The sequence below is a fragment of the Terriglobia bacterium genome (genome assembly GCA_020073085.1).
Taxonomy (GTDB): Bacteria; Acidobacteriota; Terriglobia; order JAIQFV01; family JAIQFV01; genus JAIQFV01.
The window spans coordinates 165,054-182,951 of the sequence record JAIQFV010000004.1; the positions used below are offsets into that span (position 1 = coordinate 165,054).

At 56.9% G+C, this 17,898-nt stretch carries 12 protein-coding genes, 1 tRNA gene and 1 riboswitch; of the genes, 8 read left to right on the forward strand and 5 right to left on the reverse strand.

Features of this window, described 5'->3' with window-relative positions; translation table 11 throughout:
• Nucleotides 1-50 precede the first annotated feature (50 nt).
• The 3 genes from LAO21_06515 to uvrA form a co-directional block, all read right to left on the reverse strand.
• On the reverse strand, nt 51-1,046 hold the full coding sequence (locus LAO21_06515) for a hypothetical protein (GenBank protein ID MBZ5552356.1): 996 nt from the start codon (nt 1,044-1,046) through the stop codon (nt 51-53).
• A gap of 75 nt (nt 1,047-1,121) precedes the next feature.
• Entirely contained in the window at nt 1,122-1,748 is a 627-nt protein-coding gene (locus LAO21_06520) for an SIS domain-containing protein (protein ID MBZ5552357.1), read from the reverse strand.
• Between the two features lie 67 nt (nt 1,749-1,815).
• Nucleotides 1,816-4,701 carry an excinuclease ABC subunit UvrA gene (gene uvrA / locus LAO21_06525; protein MBZ5552358.1) on the reverse strand — a complete coding sequence of 962 codons (2,886 nt, stop codon included), beginning with the start codon at nt 4,699-4,701 and terminating at the stop codon, nt 1,816-1,818.
• 111 nt (nt 4,702-4,812) lie between these two features.
• Here uvrA and LAO21_06530 point away from each other — a divergent pair, with 111 nt between their 5' ends.
• Nucleotides 4,813-5,667 (forward strand): ribonuclease H-like domain-containing protein, encoded by an 855-nt coding sequence (locus LAO21_06530; GenBank protein ID MBZ5552359.1) that lies wholly within the window; start codon nt 4,813-4,815, stop codon nt 5,665-5,667.
• Between the two features lie 75 nt (nt 5,668-5,742).
• A complete protein-coding gene (locus LAO21_06535; GenBank protein MBZ5552360.1) occupies nt 5,743-6,333 on the forward strand; it encodes a methyltransferase domain-containing protein in 591 nt (196 codons plus the stop codon).
• Nucleotides 6,334-6,346: 13 nt separating this feature from the next.
• Here LAO21_06535 and LAO21_06540 read toward each other — a convergent pair whose 3' ends face one another.
• A complete protein-coding gene (locus tag LAO21_06540) occupies nt 6,347-6,754 on the reverse strand; it encodes a hypothetical protein (GenBank protein MBZ5552361.1) in 408 nt (135 codons plus the stop codon).
• An 858-nt stretch (nt 6,755-7,612) separates the two neighbouring features.
• On the opposite strand from LAO21_06540, the gene LAO21_06545 reads away from it, so the two are divergent.
• The 4 genes from LAO21_06545 to LAO21_06560 all read left to right on the forward strand — a co-directional run bounded on the left by LAO21_06545 (nt 7,613) and on the right by LAO21_06560 (nt 15,742).
• The gene (locus LAO21_06545) at nt 7,613-8,989 is read left to right on the forward strand and encodes a thiol oxidoreductase (protein MBZ5552362.1); all 1,377 of its coding nucleotides are present in this window, start codon (nt 7,613-7,615) and stop codon (nt 8,987-8,989) included.
• A 194-nt stretch (nt 8,990-9,183) separates the two neighbouring features.
• Nucleotides 9,184-9,319, forward strand: a riboswitch (molybdenum cofactor riboswitch).
• 57 nt (nt 9,320-9,376) lie between these two features.
• Nucleotides 9,377-10,360, forward strand: coding sequence for a GTP 3',8-cyclase MoaA (moaA, locus tag LAO21_06550; protein MBZ5552363.1), 984 nt, complete (start codon nt 9,377-9,379; stop codon nt 10,358-10,360).
• 329 nt (nt 10,361-10,689) lie between these two features.
• Nucleotides 10,690-12,801, forward strand: coding sequence for a thioredoxin domain-containing protein (locus LAO21_06555; GenBank protein ID MBZ5552364.1), 2,112 nt, complete (start codon nt 10,690-10,692; stop codon nt 12,799-12,801).
• 82 nt (nt 12,802-12,883) lie between these two features.
• The gene (locus tag LAO21_06560; protein MBZ5552365.1) at nt 12,884-15,742 is read left to right on the forward strand and encodes an anaerobic glycerol-3-phosphate dehydrogenase subunit C; all 2,859 of its coding nucleotides are present in this window, start codon (nt 12,884-12,886) and stop codon (nt 15,740-15,742) included.
• Between the two features lie 232 nt (nt 15,743-15,974).
• Here the strand turns inward: LAO21_06560 and LAO21_06565 are convergent, their stop codons facing one another.
• The gene (locus LAO21_06565) at nt 15,975-16,973 is read right to left on the reverse strand and encodes a GHMP kinase (protein ID MBZ5552366.1); all 999 of its coding nucleotides are present in this window, start codon (nt 16,971-16,973) and stop codon (nt 15,975-15,977) included.
• A 239-nt stretch (nt 16,974-17,212) separates the two neighbouring features.
• Here LAO21_06565 and LAO21_06570 point away from each other — a divergent pair.
• Nucleotides 17,213-17,299: transfer RNA gene (locus LAO21_06570), tRNA-Leu, on the forward strand.
• A gap of 115 nt (nt 17,300-17,414) precedes the next feature.
• Nucleotides 17,415-17,885: a DUF4442 domain-containing protein gene (locus LAO21_06575; protein ID MBZ5552367.1), complete on the forward strand. Its 471-nt coding sequence runs from the start codon at nt 17,415-17,417 to the stop codon at nt 17,883-17,885.
• The last annotated feature ends 13 nt before the right edge of the window (nt 17,886-17,898 follow it).

Below are 17,898 nucleotides of genomic sequence, written 5' to 3' on the forward strand. Positions count from 1 at the left end.
CCCGGGTCTCTCGCCCGGCTTCCGTCGCCTGCAGAATCGCTCTTCAGGGCTCAAGCAACGAGGGCGGCCACCAGGAGTGGAAGCATCAACTCGTGATGCCCTGTAATGGAATAGCCGCGGCCTGCCCCATTCTGGGTCGGTCGTCGGACGATGTTCTGGACCCCGCGATAGTGTTGGATGAAGTCAAAGTTGGCCGTCGTGAATCCCCGGAGAGGGAGCCCCAGGTTCCGGATCAGGCTCACCGCTTTAAGGAACACTTCCGGCATCAGGACGGCAGAGCCAAAGTTCAAAAAAACCCCCCCCTTATTCAGTGAAGCCACGCTCGACACGAAGGTCCGGTAATCACGCATCGCCCCCTCTCCCAGCATGCGACCGTTGGTTGAAGGATGGTTGTGGATGATGTCAGTCCCGACGGCGAGATGGATGGTCGCCGGGATTCCCAAACGGAAAGCCGCCGCCAGGAGAGAGTGCTTGAGATATTTTGGATTTCGGATTGCGGATTTCGGATTCGAACGGGCAGCCGGAATCGACTTTGAGCTCCCCCCCATCCCGAACCCTTCGGCCAGGCCTCTGCCAACGGCGGCCGCGAGCCCGCTGCCGGTCAAAACATAGCGATTGATGGCCGCGTTAATCCACTCGCCCGTTTCACGCGCCATGCCAAACGCGCCACTGCCGATCGACGCCTCGACATCCTCACTGGTGGATCCGACCAGGGCGATTTCGAAGTCATGGATCAGGCCGGCCCCATTCAGTGCCAGGTGTTGAACGTATCCCCGATTCATCAAATCGATCATCAGCGGCGACAGTCCGCACTTGATGACATGTCCTCCCATCGCCCAGATGATGGGTCTGGCCTGTTTTCGGGCGCGGTGGCACGCATCAACCACCTCCCGGAATTCCTTTGCGGCGAGGATGTTGGGCAGAGAATCCAGGAATTGGGGGATGCCGTTTGGCCGGGCGGCCACTCGAGCAAAGTCACGGACCGTGACCTTGCTCTTACGGCGAGCCAGCGGATAAGTGCGAACCTTGGAAAAATCAATAGGCATGGCGTCTAAAGACTCAATCGGGTTTCCCGGGCTGCATCGCAATGAACTCCACGGCAAACCCTGTTTCGGTTATGTTCATGAGGAGATCGTTCCAGAGGGTTGGATGGCCTCGCGCTCCGTTCGGATCATTTCTTGATCTACAATCTCACACAGCAGATGAATGAGCAGCCCATGAACTTCCTGAATGCGCGCTGTGCAGTTCGATTGCACTGTAAAACACGCGTCCACCCGTCCCGCCAGCTTGCCCCCGTCCCTCCCGGAAAGCGCGATCGTCAGGAGGCGGCGCGCCTTGGCCTCTTCAACCGCCTTGAGCACGTTGGGGGAATTGCCGCTGGTTGAAATCGCAACGGCCACATCGCCCTCCTGGCCATGGGCAGCAATTTGGCGCGCAAACGCCCATTCAAAGCCAAAATCGTTGCTGACCGACGTCAGGATGGAAGTGTCTGTGGAGAGGGCAAACGCGGAGAGGGCGGTCTGTCGGCGGGAGTCGTTGGAGAATCGGCCGACCAGCTCGGAAGCCATGTGCTGGGCATCGGCGGCGCTCCCTCCATTCCCGAATACAAGAAGCTTCTTCCCCCGTCGCAACCGTTCCGCCATTTCGAGCGCCACTTCCTCGATCCGGTGAGCGTGCGCAAGGAAGAATTCCTGTTGGAGCGAGAGGCCTTCAGCCACCGACTGTTGAATGAATTGCTGATAACTCATAGGAAAAAAACTATCCGGGGAGGTGGAATCCTCGCGGCATTCCATCCGCCTTCAGACCGCTCTGGGATTAAGCGGGAGTCTTTTGTCCGCAGGCGTCGGAGTTGAAATCGGGGGGTGTCTCCGCCGCCTTCCTCATGGAGCCGTTGGAGAAAAATGCTGCCAGCGCTCGACCGGTATACGACTTTTGAATACGGCCAATATGTTCCGGAGTTCCCGCGGCCACCACGCGCCCTCCTGCCTCGCCTCCCTCCGGCCCCAGGTCAATGACCCAATCGGCAGTTTTAATGACGTCCAGATGATGCTCGACGATGATGACGGTGTTTCCCAGGTCTGTCAAGCGGTTGAGGACGGCCAGGAGCTTCCTGACATCGTCGAAATGGAGGCCTGTCGTCGGCTCATCCAGAAGGTATAGAGTCCGGCCAGTCTGTCGGCGTGAAAGCTCTTTTGCGAGCTTGATGCGCTGGGCCTCTCCACCCGAAAGCGTGGTCGCCGACTGTCCGAGTTCCAGATAACCGAGACCCACGTCGTTCAGCGTTTGCAGTTTCTGGGCGACCTGCGGAATGTTCTCGAGCTGGGGCAGGGCATCGGCCACCGTGGTGCTCAGCAACTTGGAAATGGAAAGTCCCTTGAATTTTACAGCGAGGGTTTCGCTGTTATAGCGCTGGCCGCGGCAGACATCGCAGGTGACAAAAACGTCCGGCAGAAAGTTCATTTCGATCCGCCGCAACCCATCTCCCTGGCACGCCTCGCAGCGGCCGCCCTTCACGTTGAAGCTGAACCGGCCGGCCTTGTAACCCCGCTCGCGGGACTCCGGCAACATCGCATACAACTGGCGGATGGGAGCAAACAGTCCGGTATATGTGGCCGGGTTGGAGCGCGGGGTCCGTCCGATAGGAGAAGCATCGATTCGGATCACCTTATCGATATGTTCCAGCCCTTGGATCATCCGGCTCGCACCCGGTTCTTCGATCGATCGATACAACATCTTTGCGAGGGTCTTGTAGAGGATATCGTTCACAAGGGTCGATTTGCCGGCGCCCGAAACTCCCGTCACCACAATCATTAATCCCAGTGGGAACTCGACGTCGATATTCTTCAGGTTGTGGTGACGAGCCCCGAAGATCTTGATCGCCTTGCCGTTGGGTCTTCGGTGGCTGTCCGGCAAAGGGATCTGCTGTTTACCGGCGAGGTATTGACCGGTGAGGGAGCGGTCATTTCTTGCAATATCCTCGGGGCCCCCGGCAGCAACCAGGTAACCCCCGTGCGTGCCCGCCCCGGGGCCGAGATCGATGACATGGTCGGCATGACGGATGGTTTCTTCATCGTGCTCGACGACCAGCACGGTATTGCCCAGGTCGCGGAGTTGCTTGAGCGTTGAGATGAGCCGGAGGTTATCGCGCGGATGAAGCCCGATGGAGGGCTCATCGAGCACGTAGAGGACCCCGCGGAGCTTCGAGCCGATCTGGGACGCCAGGCGAATCCGCTGGCCTTCGCCCCCCGAAAGAGTCGCTGCGCTGCGATCGAGGCTCAGATAATCCAGACCGACCGCCGAGAGAAATTCGAGACGGTCACGGACTTCCTTCAACAGCCCGGAGGCGATCTTTTCTTCGCGCTCCGTCAGTTCCAGACTGCCGATCACGTCGCGCGCCCGGCCCGTGGGGAGCGAGGTGAATTCGGCGATGGAATATCCCCCGACTTTGACAGCGAGACTCTCCCGTTTCAGCCGCTGTCCCTTGCAGTCGCTGCAGGGGATCGAAGACATGTATGGCATCAGCCATTCGGAGGCGCCATTGCCGAGCGATTCCCGCAGTTGGGGAATAAGCCCCGGGAACAGCTTCCGGGCGTTTGCCTTGCGGCGGCCCGCGGATTTGCTTCCATTCGCCCCATGCCCTCCGTTGCTCTTGCTCTCTCCATAAAGTACGACGGATTGGATCTTTTCAGGCAATTCTCCAAAGGGGACCTCCAGGGGGAGTTCTCTTTCCTTGAGGATCTCATGGTAGCCCTCTTCAAGGGCGCGGTTTTCGGCCCAGGAGGACAGTCCCCCGCCAAACAAAGGTTTGGACCAATCGCCAATGACCTTGGATGGGTCAAAGTCGAATATGGAACCCAGCCCGTTGCAGGTTTCACACGCTCCGTAGATGCTGTTGAAAGAGAAGGAGCGGGGTTCGAGCTGAGGCAGGTTCAAACTGCACTCGACACACGCGAGCTTCTCGGAATACAGGTGCTCCTCGCCATTGACAATCGCTACCTGGGTGATTCCTGACGTCATTCGCATGGCCGTTTCAATGGACGCCCTTAATCGCTGTTTGATTTCCGGCTTGATGAGCAGCCGATCCACGACGATCTCGACCGTGTGATTCTTCTTCTTGTCCAGATGGATCGGTTCATCCAGATTCCGGAGGACGCCATCGATGCGGGCCCTCACAAACCCGCTCTTGTTGAGGGATTCGAGTTGTTTCTTGAATTCCCCTTTGCGTCCCCGCACAATGGGGGCAAGAATCATGACGCGTTCGTCGGGCGGGTGTGACAGAATGGTGTTGACGATCTGGTCGCTGGATTGGCGCGAGATCTTCCGGCCGCACTGGGGACAGTGAGGCACGCCAACCGTCGCATAAAGGACGCGAAGATAGTCGTAGATTTCCGTAATCGTGCCCACCGTCGAACGGGGGGATCGGGAAGAGGTCTTTTGTTCGATCGAGATGGAAGGCGAGAGCCCTTCGATCGAGTCGACGTCGGGCCGCTCCATCTGGTCCAGGAACTGCCGCGCATAGGTCGACAGCGATTCCACGTAACGCCGCTGCCCCTCCGCATAAATCGTGTCGAAGGCCAGTGACGATTTGCCGGAACCGCTGAGGCCCGTGATTACGGTAAAGGTGTGGCGCGGGATCGTGACATCAATGTTCTTGAGATTGTGCTGCCTTGCGCCATGGACTGTAATCTGTTCGATCGACATGGATTGGGTGCTATAGTCGCCCCTAACGTGAGATAATAAATTCTTAATTTTAGCCTACTGCCCACCGCCCGTCAAGCTTTGCTTCCACCTGAGGGCGAGGGAGCTGAGAAGTTGAAGAATCGCGAAGAAGAAATCGAGAAAAGGCGCCAGCGCGCCCGGGAGGAGTCATTTTCAGTGTCCCCGGTGCTTAGCGCGGTCGTCGAGAAGTTTCTGGTCAAGGGGGCCAGCGGACGCGCCTACCAAATCGTGATCGATCGCGACATGAATTTGAAATCGTGCGAATGCCACGATTTTATGAGCGCGGGACTGGGGACCTGTAAACACATCGAGGCGGTTTTGATGCAACAAGGCGTTCGAGACGTCCCGTCAGGAGATCTCGACGATTCCAAGGCCCGGAACGGTCGGCCCTCAGAGCCACCTCCCGAAGAAGCATCGCGACACCTGGTCTGCTTTGACGTGGAGACCCAGAACTCATTTGATGACGTCGGAGGACGCGCCAACCTCGACAAGCTCCGTGTTTCGGTGGCGGTCCTCTACGATGAATCCTTGAACCAGTATTTTGTTTACAACGAAGCCGAGGCCTCACAACTCGTCGATCACCTCTTCACGGCGGACCTGGTGGTAGGTTATAACCTGCTGGGTTTTGATTATGCGGTTCTTCAGCCGTATTCCAACCGGGAGCTCGGGAAGCTGCCCACGCTCGATTTGATGCGCGAGCTTGAAAAGAAACTGGGGTTTCGCGTGAAACTCGATAGCGTGGTCAATGCGACGCTGGGCGCCCGCAAAAGCGGGCATGGGTTGCAGGCCATCGAGTGGTTTCGCGCGGGCGAAATTGAAAAGCTGACCCGCTATTGCCGGGACGATGTGAAACTTACCTACGACCTCTACCAGTTTGGCGCGACCCGGGGTTACGTCTCGATCGACACCCGAGGATCCCGCCAGCGCGTCCTGGTCGACTGGAAATGAAGGACCATCCCTCACGTGGCTTTGCTGCAGTTGTTGAAGGTGTAGTTCTTTCATCGGAGGATCTCGAGGACGATCATGAGCAGCCGTAGATTTAAACCGACCGAAGCGCATCGCCTGGAAGATCCGGAACGGCTCATCTGGCTTCCCCCCTCCGATGTCCTCGCGTTGCTTCCCCTGCGACCCGGCATGAAAGTGGCCGATATTGGCGCCGGGACCGGTTACTTCGCCCTTCCTATCGCCCGGGAAATCGGTCCATCCGGAAGAGTGTGGGCCGTGGATGTCGAGCCCGAAATGCTCGCCAAACTCAAACGGAAGATTGAATCGGCGGCCACGATTCAGAATGTCGAATTATTTGAAGGGGAGGCGACGAATACGCCCCTCCCTCCGGGGGAGTTGGATTTGGTGTTTATGGCAAACCTGTGGCATGAACTCGACGATCCCGAGGGCGCGCTCCGGGAAGCAAATCGCCTCCTCCTCGCCGGAGCCCACCTGGCCATTCTGGATTGGCGGCCGGATGTGGACCGTCCGCCCGGACCTCCACTTGACCACAGAATCCCTTCTATTACCGTTAAAGGATTTCTGGAATCCCATGGATGGACGTTGGAGCGCGACTCCGAGGTCGGGCGTTACAGCTATTTTCTATTGGCTGTCCGCCCTCCGCAATGATTTCAGCTCAAACTTAGAATACCTTTCCAATAGCTCCAGCTATACCGCGAGCTCCTCGCGCCGTCCCTTTGGCCACGTCCTTGGCAGCCTTACCTGTTCCGATCCCCACGTGCTTTCCAAAGGATCCCACTCCCTTGCCAAAGCCGGCAGCCCCCTTCACCGGTTCTCCGTGGGCGGTGTCCTGACCCAGCTCTTTTCCTCCATGGCCGACCGCTTTTCCTCCTTGGCCATACTCCGTGGTGATCTGTTTTCCCGCATCTTGGAAATCCCCTCCCGCAGAAGCCGGTTTTGTTGAGTTCTTGGCTTGTTCTTTAGGGACAGCTGGTGCGGGTTTGTCATTTTGGCCACTTGGCGTTTGAGCAAAGAGGGACATAGCGCTACAAAACAAAATCGCGAAAAATAATGCAGAAATTCGTCGCATTGTGACCTCCTGAATCTTAAAGTGGACATTTGACGGTCATTTCACTTGGATGTGAATAAGGCGGCTAAGAGTTGGCTGATATGGACAAGAGCCTCCCTGCAACCGAGGGTAAATCCAAGAGGGAGAAGCATCTTTGGAACAATCTTGTTCCTTAGACCCTCAGTTCCGCCACTCAGAAGGGATCGATGTTCTAAATCCTTCAAATATTTTATTGACAGCAGGAGGGTGTGATACTAGTATTTCGGCTTCTTCACAACACGGATATCGCTCTCACTCTCAGAGCGGTGTTTGTAAATCGGCGGAGCGGCAGGGTAGCTGCACGGCGATTTTTCAAAGCCACCTCCCCAACTTAAATCTTCAGGAATCCGTTTGGTTCGAAGGGCTGTTCTTTCACTGTCGCATCAGGATTTTCTAATCGGCGGAGCGGCAGGGTAGCTGCACGACGATCCTCAAAGCCACCTCCCCAACTTGACCTTCAGGTGTCCGTTCGGTCCGAAGGGTTGCACGTTCAATTTCGGATCAGGATTTTCTAATCGGCGGAGCGGCAGGGTAGCTGCGCGACGATTCTCCAAAGCCTTCTCCCCATTTCAGTTTTTTGAAATATGAGCAGTCGGGGTGTTCGATGCCGGGCGGCATTGAACCTTAGACGCCGGGACCGTTGATGCTCCCGTGATTTACAGACGGCGGGGGCGGTCCATGGACCGTCGGCGCATCCCCACACCACGGCCGAGAAGGATCTCTTTGCCAAAAGGAGAGCCTTGGTCTTTCTTGTGAACGAGCGCGGAGAATCTTCTGTCTCCAGTCGTGGCACCCCGCTGACAAAGGTTTTGTTGTTTATCCCAAGGTAAGGAGGAGTCAATGATGATCTCAGCAAATGCTCAACACCGTTCCCTCACGAAGCCCTTTTCCCCGATGAGAATCGCCTGGTTTGTCCTCATTGCTTTGCTCTTGGGTGAGGCGCTGGTGATCCAGGCGCAATTTGTATTTTTCGCACAGGATCACGGCGTGCGCAGCGGTCCTTCAGGTGCGGGTGGACCCCTGCCTGGCTTGACTCCCGGTGAACTAGCGAATTTCAACGATGGTCAGATCGCGTTCCTGGAGCAGGATTCAGTTTCAAATGGTCTCGGGCCGCGATTTAATCTGGACAGTTGTGCCGGGTGCCATGCCCAGCCGGCTGCCGGGGGAACCAGTCCCTTCAGCAATCCCCAGGTTGCTGTGGCCACAACTCTGGGTGCCGACAATGTTGTACCCTTTTTTATCAGGATCAACGGGCCTGTGCGAGAAGCGCGATTCCCCCTCAATCCGGATGGCTCACCCGATGGGGGAGTCCACGATCTCTACACCATCACCGGCCGCTCGGATGCGCCGGGCTGCAGTCTCCGACAGCCCGATTTCAACGGCGCGGCCTCGCAACACAACTTGATTTTCCGAATCCCTACCCCGGTCTTTGGCGCCGGTCTGATTGAGGCCATCCCGGATTCCACGATCCTCGCCAATCAAAACGCCAACTCGAATGCCAAGCGAAACTTCGGCATTGCCGGCCATCCCAACCGCAATGGTAATGACGGCACCGTGACTCGTTTTGGATGGAAGGCACAAAACAAATCCCTCAAGATTTTTGCCTCGGAGGCCTACAACGTTGAACAGGGCGTCACCAATGAGGGATTTCCGAACGAGCGAGAGGAGAACCCGTCTTGCTTCTTCAACGGGACTCCCGAGGATCATACGCATGCGGATGCGACAACGCCGCAGGCCATGCTGAGCGATATCGAGCGGTTCGTCAACTTCATGCGATTTGCAGATCAACCCGCTCCAGCCCCAGCCACAACATCCATTGCGAACGGACGCAGCCTTTTCAGCCAGGTTGGTTGCGCGCTCTGCCATACCCCCACCCTGAAGACAGGCAAATCCTCAAGCCCGGCGCTCAGTTTCAAGCAGGCGAATCTCTTTTCAGATCTGCTGGTGCATAACATGGGCCCGGGACTGGCGGACCGGGTCTCCCAGGGAAACGCGGGGGGGGATGAATTCCGCACCGCTCCGCTGTGGGGGCTCGGACAACGGATCTTCTTCCTGCATGACGGACGGACCAACGATTTGATGGATGCGATTGAGGAGCATGCGAGTTCCGGCAACTCCCAGTTCGCTCCCTCCGAGGCGAACCGGGTCATCCAGCTCTTCAACTCGCTGTCTGCCTCGCAAAGACAGGATATTCTGAATTTTTTGCGTTCCCTGTAACGCGAAGGGTCCTGCCGACCACCGGTGTGGAACCCCTGAGGCCATTGCCAATCGCGGATGATTGCAATCATCCGCGATTTTTTTGGCTAGGGCGGATCCCCCCCGGTTCGAGACCTCTGTGCGGAGACGCCAGACCGGGTTTGACAAGGGAGGCACCCGTCCGGTAGGATGACGGTTTGGAATGCATCGATGAGGGATCAGAATTTCTCCGAGTGTTGAACCCTAAATCCGGAAGGACATGAGTTCAACGCCGATTCCGTAAATGGATCAGGGTCTTCCGAGAAATTGGAATGCCTCCCGTGTTTGGAAAGGAGAAACGAGAAGATCGGAGCGCCGACTTCCGTTTTTTTGACACGGGGGTCGGCGATTTTATTTTGAGCGGCCATTATGCTGCGTGACAGCTTTGGGCGACAGATCACTGATTTGCGGTTGTCCGTGACGGACCGGTGCAACTTCAAGTGTGTTTATTGCAAGCCGCAGCTGGAAGGCCGGTGGGTGCAGCGGAGCGAGCTTCTGACCTTTGAAGAGCTCGAACGCGTGGCACGAATCCTCGTGTCCCTGGGGATTGAGAAGATCCGCATCACCGGTGGCGAGCCGCTGGTGCGGCAGAACATCGAGCATCTCATCGCGAGAATCGCGCGGATTGAGGGCGTCCAGGATTTGTGCATGACCACCAATGGGTATGTCCTCGCAGAAAAGGGCGAGATCCTCCAGCGTGCCGGCCTGCGGCGCGTGACCGTCAGTCTCGACACTTTGAATGCCGAAAAATTCACGGCCATTACGGGAAAAGATTACTTCGCCAGAGTGCTGGAAGGGATTGACGCCGCCGTGGCCCTGGGCTTCCAGCCGGTCAAGGTCAACGCGGTGATCATGCGGGACGTCAATGACGATGAATTGGTCGCGTTCGCTCGTTTCGCCCGGGAAAAGAACGTGGTGTTCCGGTTCATCGAGTTCATGCCGCTCGATGCCGATCATCAGTGGTCCAAGAATCGTGTCGTGACCCTCGATGAGATGGTGGAGAGGATCTCTTCCTACGAGAAGCTGGTTCCTCTGCCGGCTCACTCCATCAGTGAGACCGCCCGGCGTTTCCAGTTTGAGGATGGGGTGGGAGAGATCGGCATTATCGCCCCGGTTTCACGCCCGTTTTGCGGACATTGCAGCCGCATTCGCATGACCGCCGACGGCAAAATTCGCACCTGCCTGTTTTCCATCCTCGAACACGACGTGCGGGCGCTCCTGCGCGGTGGGGCCAGCGACGACGCGATCAAAGGGTTCATCGAGCGGGTGGTCGATCAAAAGGAAGAACGACACCATATCAACGACCCCGACTTTGTTCAGCCGGAGCGGGACATGTCGTTGATCGGGGGATGAAGGCGGCGGGGGAGACCTTTGACAGGTCGCTCGAGAAGCCTTTTCATTCCGATGAAGGGCCGGGCTTGAGCCCGGTTGAAGGGGTAAGGATTTTCTTTCTTCTTTCCCGGGCTGCCCATCGACCGGACTAGAGTCCGGTCCTTCCGGATCTAAAATCCAAAGACAGGAACCCCGTTCAGTAAATCGTCCCTTGGCCCCACCGGGGCGTGGATTGAGAGACCCTTAAAAGAAAAGCGGTGGGAAGAAGGGTGTTTGGCTCCGTCTGGAGAACTCGGGCGCGATCGCGCCGCTGCCCATTCGATCTGCGAGTTACTGAAAGGATTCAATTCATGACGCAAGCCCAGTCCGGCAACCAGCTTTCAAACGCCCGCAGTGCCTATCTTCGAACGGCGGCCCATCAACCCATCCATTGGCAGGAGTGGAATGACGCCGCCTTCGAGCGCGCCCAGAGCGCCAATAAGCCCATTTTGCTCGACATCGGCGCCGTGTGGTGTCACTGGTGTCATGTGATGGATGGCGAGAGTTATGAGAATGAAGAGATTGCCGCCTTGATCAATGAGAATTTCATCGCCGTAAAGGTGGACCGGGATGAGCGGCCCGACATCGACAGCCGCATGCAAGCCGCTGTCCAGGCCATCAGCGGGCAGGGGGGATGGCCCCTGACCGCCTTTTTGACGCCAGATGGCAAACCGTTTTTTGGAGGGACTTACTTTCCGCCGGATGACCGGTACGGCCGCCCGGGGTTCAAGAATATCCTCCAGACCCTTTCTGAGTACTTTCGCCGGAGTCCGGCCGAGATTATTGAGCAGTCCAACAAGGTGATTGAGGCCATCGCCTCGGTCGATAATTTTGTTCCCAAGGAGTCACAATTATCGCCGCACCACCTGGACATCATTCTGAACTCCATCGTCCATTCGTTTGATGTGCGCCATGGCGGGTTCGGCACCTCGCCAAAGTTTCCTCATTGCGGTGCTGTGGAGTTGCTGCTGAACCATCACCATCTGACGGGTGAAACCTGGGCCCTGACCATCGCCGATACCACCCTGACCAAAATGGCGCAGGGCGGGGTCTACGATCAGGTGGGCGGCGGCTTCCATCGCTATTCCACCGACGAGCATTGGACGGTTCCTCATTTTGAGAAGATGTCTTATGACAACTCGGAACTGCTTAAGAACTACCTCCACGGTTACCAGGCGACGCAAAACCCGCTTTATCGCGAGGTCGCGGAAGGCATTCTCCACTGGGTGGATACTACCCTGTCGGACCAGGAAAGGGGTGGATACTACGCCAGCCAGGATGCCGACATCGATCTGCATGATGACGGCGATTTTTTCACCTGGACCCTGGAAGAATTGAAGGGGGCTCTCTCCGAAGAGGAAGCCCGGGTCATTCAGTTCTATTATGGCGTTGAGGAGAAGGGCGACATGCACCACAACGCCCGGAAGAACGTGCTGGAAATTGTGATGGATTCTCGCGACATCGCGTCTCGCCTGAACCTTTCAATGGACCGCGTTTTGGAGTTGATCGCCTCCGGGAAAAGGCGGCTTCTTGAGGAACGGAAGAAACGAAGGTCCCCCTTTGTGGATACCACCCTGTACACCAACTGGAACGCCATGATGATCTCTGCTTACCTTGAGGCGTGGAAGGTGCTGGGTCTTCCGCATTGCCGAGCCTTTGCCCTGAAATCATTGGACCGCCTGGTGGCCCTGGCCTATCAGGCCGACGTGGGCATGTATCACTCCATCGTGGACGGAGAGGCCCGTGTCCCTGGTCTGATTGAGGATCAGGTTCACATGGCCGGCGCGCTGTTGGATGCCTTCGAGGTGACCCTCAAGAAGCATTACTTCGATTTGGCGGAACACTTGATTCAGCATGCCCTCGGGACATTCTGGGATCCTGAACACGGGGGATTCTTTGACACGCCGCGGGACAGTTCCGCGGTTGGGGCTCTGGCCTCCAAACGCAAGCCCTTCCAGGATTCTCCGACGCCGGCCGCGAATCCGGTTGCGGCCATCGCGCTCCAGCGACTGTTTCACTTGACCGAAAACGCGGACTACCGTGATAAGGCGGAAACGATTCTGAAGAACTTCAGCGAGCCCGCTTCGAAGTACGGTCTTTACGCTGCAACTTACGCTATCGCTCTTGCATTGCATTACCAGCAACCCATGCAGGTGCTTGTTTTTGGGGAAAGGGATGACACCGGAACGGACGCGCTCGTGAAGGAAACGAGCAAATTCTTCCGGATCGGGAAGATCGTCCTTCAACTCACCAGCCAACAAGTGAACGCCGACACGCTTCCTCCCGCACTCCTCACGCTCGCCCGAAATATGCCACTCGACCACTTCCCCCGAGCCTTTGTGTGTTCTGACTTCACCTGTTCCCCGCCGATGGACTCCCCTGCCGCGTTGGCGCGGCTCCTCTCGGGCCAGGCAGCAAAGTGATAGAATGGTCATCCTGGACTGGTCGTAGAGAGTTCCCGGCGGACCTTCTCTAGAGGCCGCTCTCGATTGTGTGGCTGTCCTCATGAAATCCTCGGAGCAGATTCAAAAAGACCTGAAACAACTTGTCAAAGGCGACGTGCGCTTCGATGACGTGACGCGGACGCTGTTCGCCACGGCGGCGTGCATTTACCGGATCATGCCGCTGGGTGTGGTGTCGCCGCGGGATGCCGAGGACGTGGTTCGCGTGGTGCAATATTGCCATGAGGAAAGAGTTCCCATTACGGGCCGGGGAGGGGGGAGCTCGCTGGCGGGGCAAGCGGTTGGAGCAGGGATCATCCTCGACTTTCCGCGGTACATGCATTCGATTGTAAGAATCGAGCCGGAAGAAAATCGCGTGACCGCTCAGCCGGGAATTATTTTCGGCGAATTGAACAAGGCCCTTGCACCGCACGGGAAGTTTTTTGCTCCGGACCCCTCCAGCGGCGATTTTTGTGTGGTGGGAGGCATGCTGGGAACCAACGCCGCCGGCCCCCACACCCTGAAGTATGGGACGACGAAAGATCATGTTCTGGAAATCTCCACCGTCCTTCACAACGGGGAGTTGGCCACCCTGAAAAGGTATGCGCGGGAATCGGCGGAATTCAAGGACCTCCTGTCACGCGACACCGAAGAAGCTCGAATCCACAAACAGATCATCGGCCTCATCGAGCCGAATCGCCGGCTGATTGCGGACCGCACCCCGAATCTGTCGAAAAACTCCTGCGGCTATAATTTACGCGAAGTGATCTCCAATGGCTCGATTGACCTCACCAAGGTGCTTGTGGGTTCGGAGGGCACGCTGGGATTGGTCACCGAGGCCGTCCTGCATCTGGAGGATCTTCCTGCGGTCAGGGGATGTGCCCTGGCTTACTTCGATGATTGGCGCAAGGCCAGCGCCGCCGTGGTAGAGGTCAATCGTTCGAGTCCCTCCGCCTGTGAGGTGATGGATCGAACTTTCGTCGATATCGTGCGCGCGGCTAAGCCGACCCTGCGGCATCTTCTTCTCCCAGACACGGAGGCCATGCTCCTCATTGAATTCGAAGCCGCGACCCACGAAGAATTGCACGCCAGGGTGCTGGACCTGACCCACTTGCTCAAAAATCAAACAAAGTTAGCCTCCGAAGTTCTCCCCGCCTGTGAACCTGCCGAGCAACAGGAATTGTGGGCGGTCCGTAAGGCGGCGTTGCCGATCCTCTTCAAGGCCAATCCCAGGCGGAAGCCGATGAATTTCATCGACGATGCAGCGGTCGAGCCCATCAAGTTGTGGAATTACATCTTTGGTTTGCGCGAGATTTTCAAGCGGTACGACGTCGAGGGGGTGCTGTATGGACACGCCGGGAACGGCAACATCCACGTCAATCCCTTGATGGACCCCCACAGCGCGCAATTTGTGGATCAGCTCAAGGGCATGTCCGACGAAGCCTTTGATTTGGCCATCAAACTGGGCGGAACCATCTCGGCTGAACATGGCGACGGCATCCTGCGCGCGCCCTACATCCGTCGGGAATACCAGGATGATTTTTATGATCTGCTGGTTCAGACGAAACGTATTTTCGATCCCTTGAGCATCCTGAATCCCGGCAAGATCATCACCGAAGACACCCAAATCCCAACTCACAATCTCCGTTTTACGAACGATTACGAGCTGACCGGGACCCACTTTGATGAACCCGAGTGGAGACTCGAAATCGAGAAATGTCATGGCTGCGGGGCCTGCCAGAATTATTGTCCCGTCGCCAAGGCGACCCACTGGGAAGAATCCAGTGCCCGCGCCAAGGCAAACCTGTTGATGGCGGTGATCCGCGGGGAAATCGATCCGGAACGTCTCGCCACCGATGAGTTGAAGACCGTGGCGGACCTGTGCTTCAATTGCAAACTGTGTCTGACTGAGTGCCCAACCGCAGTCGATGTCCCCAGGCTGGCCATCGCCGCTCGAAGTTTCTATGTGGAAAAGCATGGGATGCCATTGAAGAACTGGATGCTGGGCAAGGCCGAATTGACATCCAGATTGGGCTCCCTCCTCCCCGGCCTCACGAACTTCATGAACCATAACTCGCTGAACCGCGCCATCCTTGACGCGACCGTTGGCATCGACCACCGCCGCGACATGCCGGAGTTCAGACATCCTTTCCAGGCGGGACAAGGTTACATCACCTCGCTCGGGGGCGCCCTCCGCCGTCACAAGGTGGTCTATTTCCCGGGCTGCTTTGCGCGCTTTAATGATCCCGAGGGGGAGGCGGCAGCGACGGTGACCGTACTCGAGAAGAACGATTGCGATGTCTACATCCCCGATCAACGGTGTTGTTCCATCGCGTTGTTCACAATGGGCGCTGCCGAAGCGGCCCGTGCGGACGTGGAATTCAACATCCGCATATTGATTCCGCTGGTTGAAGCGGGATTCGTTATCGTGGCCTCAGCCCCGAGCTGCGGACTCGCCATCAAGGAAGACTGGCCACAGCTCATGAAAAATGATGCCGCGCAAAAGATCGCTGCCAACACCTACGACATCCACCAGTTTTTGTGGAAGCTCTATCAGGACGGAGAGCTCAATACCTGCTTCGGCAAGCTGGACTACGAAATGGTCTATCACAATGCCTGCCATTTGAAAACCCAGGGCGTGGAGTTGGAGCCGATTGAACTGATGCGTCTGGTCCCGGGTGTGAGGGTGAAGGAAATCAAGGACAGTTGCTGCGGGATCGCCGGGACCTACGGTTTCAAGAAAGAGAACTTTGATCTCTCGATGGAGATCGGAAATTTATTGTTTGATGAAATCAAAAAGACGGGCGTCAAGACGGTGACGACCTCCTGCGGCACCTGCAACATTCAGGTGAAGCAGGGCACGCAGCTCAATGTCATCCATCCGATGCGCGTTTTGAAGGAAGCCTACGAAAAGGCGGAATGAGAGAAGGGGGAGGGCGTTTATCCTAAAGACACATGCAATCTTGAACAATATAGACCCGGTTTAACCACCCGATCACGATTTGTGATGCACTGGTAGCCGGGATTCGCTGTTCTTTGGCGAATCCCGGGCTTTTGCATGAGTCCGGGAGAGGGAAGCAGCTTCGAGTTTTCCGGGATGCTCCCAAGAGCGGAGCATCCCGGCTACCAGTACTACGGTGCATTGAATTTCTATCCTACGACACTTTTACCTTCAATCCCTGTTTTACAATCCGGAAATTAATGACCCTGCCACCTGCCGCGTGGAGCGCGTGCTGGACCGGACGCTTGCGCTCGGGTGGAACTGCAAACACCATGCAACCACCACCGCCGGCACCGCACACCTTGGCGGCGGTCGCTCCTTCCTGTCGCGCGATGCGCGTCAGTGTTTCCATGACCGGAGTGGTGATGCGGGGAGCCAGGTGCTTGCGATGGCGCCATTCGTCCGCCAGGGCGCCACTGATGGCCTCGAAATCGCCCGCAAGGAGCGCCTCCCGCATTCGCACTGCGCTCTGAACAATGGTTTCAAACTTGGCAAAAGTGGATCGATCTCCGTTCACATGCCGCTTGAACATCTCCCAGTTGTTGATGGCTGAATACCGCGGCTCTCCCGTGAAACACAAAATGAGATGGCTCTCGAGTTGCGTAAGGCTGATCGGAATCCTTTCGACGCGAATCCCGCGTGCCGTCAGGTGCATGCACAAAGCGCCGCCGTAAAGAGGCGGAAAATAATCCTGTTCACCTGTCGGGATATCGATCACCTGGGCCTCCACGTTCTTGGCGAGCGATTGAATGGCCGGTTTGCTCAGTTTAGACCCGGTAAGCGCCTTCAGGGCCCCGCAGATGGCTATGTTCAGCGCCGACGAGCCGCCCAGTCCCGAACCGGCAGGAGCCATGCAGCGGGTGGTCATCTCCAGACCCCTCTTCGGGGCAAACTCGAGGATCAGCCGTGAAAGCAAAGGCAACACGCGATCGCCTTTCAACTCCTCAAGGGAGTTGAAGCGCGCCGATCTCTTCCCATCGATGGATTTCAGAACGATCTTCCGGTCCCGCCGGGTACGGATCTTGCAGCGGGCGAATTGGTCGATGGCAAAATTGACGGTGCAGGCGTTTTCATGGAACAGATAAAGAGGCCAGATGTCGACGGTGCCTCCCGCGAGGTCGACACGGGTCGGAGCCACGGATTCAATAAGCATGAGTTCGGAAAGGCCTTTCGGATTATTTTTGACGAGCCGTGCGGAATTGTTCAGGAATGCTGCCTTGACTTGAAGAAGCAACAACCCCCGGGCATCATAACAAACCGGCAGGCCGTTTTAAATCGCTATTGAACAAAGCTCGGTTTTGCTCGCGGCTGGGTGCCTCCGCGGGAGACCAGGAACTTGCTCTGCAAGCCGGATTGACAAACATTTTTGAGGATGACAGAATAGGTTCCCACGCCGAAGTGGCGGAATTGGCAGACGCGCTACATTCAGGGTGTAGTCCTCTACGGGGGGTCGGGGTTCAAGTCCCCGCTTCGGCACCAATTTCACTCGCCCTTTTTTGCTCCTTTTCGAAGTGTGCATCCTGTGCTCAGGATGTCCTGATGTTGGAAGGTCCGCAAATCCGTGCTTCCATGCTCGGGGCAAAGCTTCCCGGATATGCCTGAATCAGTTAAGACCAAACTGTGGCGCTGGGCCTTCAACTTTCATCCCACCTACCGCAGTACTGGAGCATGGGTCAAGTACCTTGCCCATGATTTCCGTGAACTGCGCGTCGAACTTCCGCTGTCCTGGCGGACTCGAAATTACGTGGGGACCCTCTTTGGAGGAAGCATCTACTCTGCGGTCGATCCCTTCTACATGATCATGCTTATCAAAACGCTCGGTCCAGAATTTGTCGTTTGGGACAAGGCGGCGGCCATCCGGTTCAAGAAACCCGGGCGAGGGACCCTGTATGCAAGGTTTGTTCTGAGCGATGAGGAGCTCAGTACCATCCGCCGCGAATCTCAGCACTTGGAGTCCCTCGATCGAGTGTATGAGATCCAACTTACCGATGCTGAAGGGAGGGTCTGTGCTGTCGTGGAGAAAACGATTTACATTCGGCGAAAACAAAACGATTCCACGGCGTGAACGAGGGAGCAAA

Coding starts and splice junctions, on each gene's coding strand:
- LAO21_06535 (MBZ5552360.1), top strand. CDS start 5,743: ATGAGCAGCCGTAGATTTAAACCGACCGAAGCGCATCGCCTGGAAGAT.
- LAO21_06565 (MBZ5552366.1), bottom strand. CDS start 16,973: ATGCTTATTGAATCCGTGGCTCCGACCCGTGTCGACCTCGCGGGAGGC.
- moaA (MBZ5552363.1), top strand. CDS start 9,377: ATGCTGCGTGACAGCTTTGGGCGACAGATCACTGATTTGCGGTTGTCC.
- LAO21_06520 (MBZ5552357.1), bottom strand. CDS start 1,748: ATGAGTTATCAGCAATTCATTCAACAGTCGGTGGCTGAAGGCCTCTCG.
- LAO21_06555 (MBZ5552364.1), top strand. CDS start 10,690: ATGACGCAAGCCCAGTCCGGCAACCAGCTTTCAAACGCCCGCAGTGCC.
- uvrA (MBZ5552358.1), bottom strand. CDS start 4,701: ATGTCGATCGAACAGATTACAGTCCATGGCGCAAGGCAGCACAATCTC.
- LAO21_06575 (MBZ5552367.1), top strand. CDS start 17,415: ATGCCTGAATCAGTTAAGACCAAACTGTGGCGCTGGGCCTTCAACTTT.
- LAO21_06545 (MBZ5552362.1), top strand. CDS start 7,613: ATGATGATCTCAGCAAATGCTCAACACCGTTCCCTCACGAAGCCCTTT.
- LAO21_06560 (MBZ5552365.1), top strand. CDS start 12,884: ATGAAATCCTCGGAGCAGATTCAAAAAGACCTGAAACAACTTGTCAAA.
- LAO21_06540 (MBZ5552361.1), bottom strand. CDS start 6,754: ATGCGACGAATTTCTGCATTATTTTTCGCGATTTTGTTTTGTAGCGCT.
- LAO21_06515 (MBZ5552356.1), bottom strand. CDS start 1,046: ATGCCTATTGATTTTTCCAAGGTTCGCACTTATCCGCTGGCTCGCCGT.